1 protein-coding gene is annotated in these 1,050 nt (G+C 45.5%); it reads right to left on the bottom strand.

Annotation, left to right across the window (positions count from 1 at the left end; genetic code table 11):
* The coding region (locus JWH17_RS23215; RefSeq protein WP_205225082.1) for an IS5 family transposase at window positions 1-926 on the bottom strand (926 nt) is incomplete at its 3' end.
* Window positions 927-1,050 lie beyond the last annotated feature (124 nt).

Below are 1,050 nucleotides of genomic sequence, written 5' to 3'. Positions count from 1 at the left end.
GTTCTTACAAGCAAGTTTCCTGCCTTCTGGGTTTGCGCACCGAAAACATGCTCAACCCTTACACGAACCTTCGATTTGGTCCTGTTACTCTTCTGTTCCCGAGCTGTCAGCTTTCGGTTCCGAGTGCCTTTACGATGGATGCGTTCCCGGTAACCCGATTCCTCCAGCGACTTTAGACGATCTTTCGAATAGTACGCCGAGTCTGCCCAGACATTACGATTCGTGTTTTCCGCAAGTATTTCCTCAAACACATTGCTGTCATGGACGGAAGCGTCAGTTACTTTCCAGCCACGGATGAATTTATGCTTAGCATCAACGGAAATATGATTTTTGTAGCCAAAAAAGGATTTGCCGTTCTTCTTGGTCCAGCGAGCATCAACATCTTTTCTCCGACGCTTGTTCTCACCCCATTGAACCGGGGCCTTGCCTTCCCGCTTTATCTGAGCATTTTCTTCACGGCTATTGCGCTGTATCGGCGTCTTCACAATGGAGGCGTCCACGATCTGCCCTTTCAGGGCCGTATAGCCACACTCCTGCAGGTGCAACTCAAACTTAGAAAACAACTCTTCGATTATCCCAGCGTTTTTCAAATCCTCACGAAAAAGCCATATAGTTGTTGCATCGGGAACTTTGCTCCCTATGTGCAACCCGAGAAAACGGCAAAAAGAGTGGCGATCGAGAATTTGATATTCGGTGGCGTCGTCGGAAAGGTTATACAGAGACTGAAGTACAAGAATTTTAAAGAGCAATATGACATCATATCCTTTCGGTCCCGCTGCAGACTTACGGGGCTTCTGTCGAGCCTTTTCAAGTGCAGGGCGAAAGATTTCCCAATCAACAGCTTGATTAATTTTGGTAAGAGGGTCACCGTTGCTGTCGATTTTACGCATCCGATTATCAAGGTCGAAGAATCCTGGCTGAAACATATCGGCTCCATCAAGTAAAAAACGGCTTAGAAGATGATGGAAAAGTATAACATAATATCAATATTTCAGACAGTTAAAACACTATTTGCGCTTGTTTTGCTGTAGTAATTATTCGAGAAACCCT

The sequence above is a fragment of the Desulfogranum marinum genome (assembly GCF_016918565.1).
Lineage (GTDB): Bacteria > Desulfobacterota > Desulfobulbia > Desulfobulbales > Desulfobulbaceae > Desulfogranum > Desulfogranum marinum.
This window is presented reverse-complemented; position numbering and strand designations above follow the sequence as displayed.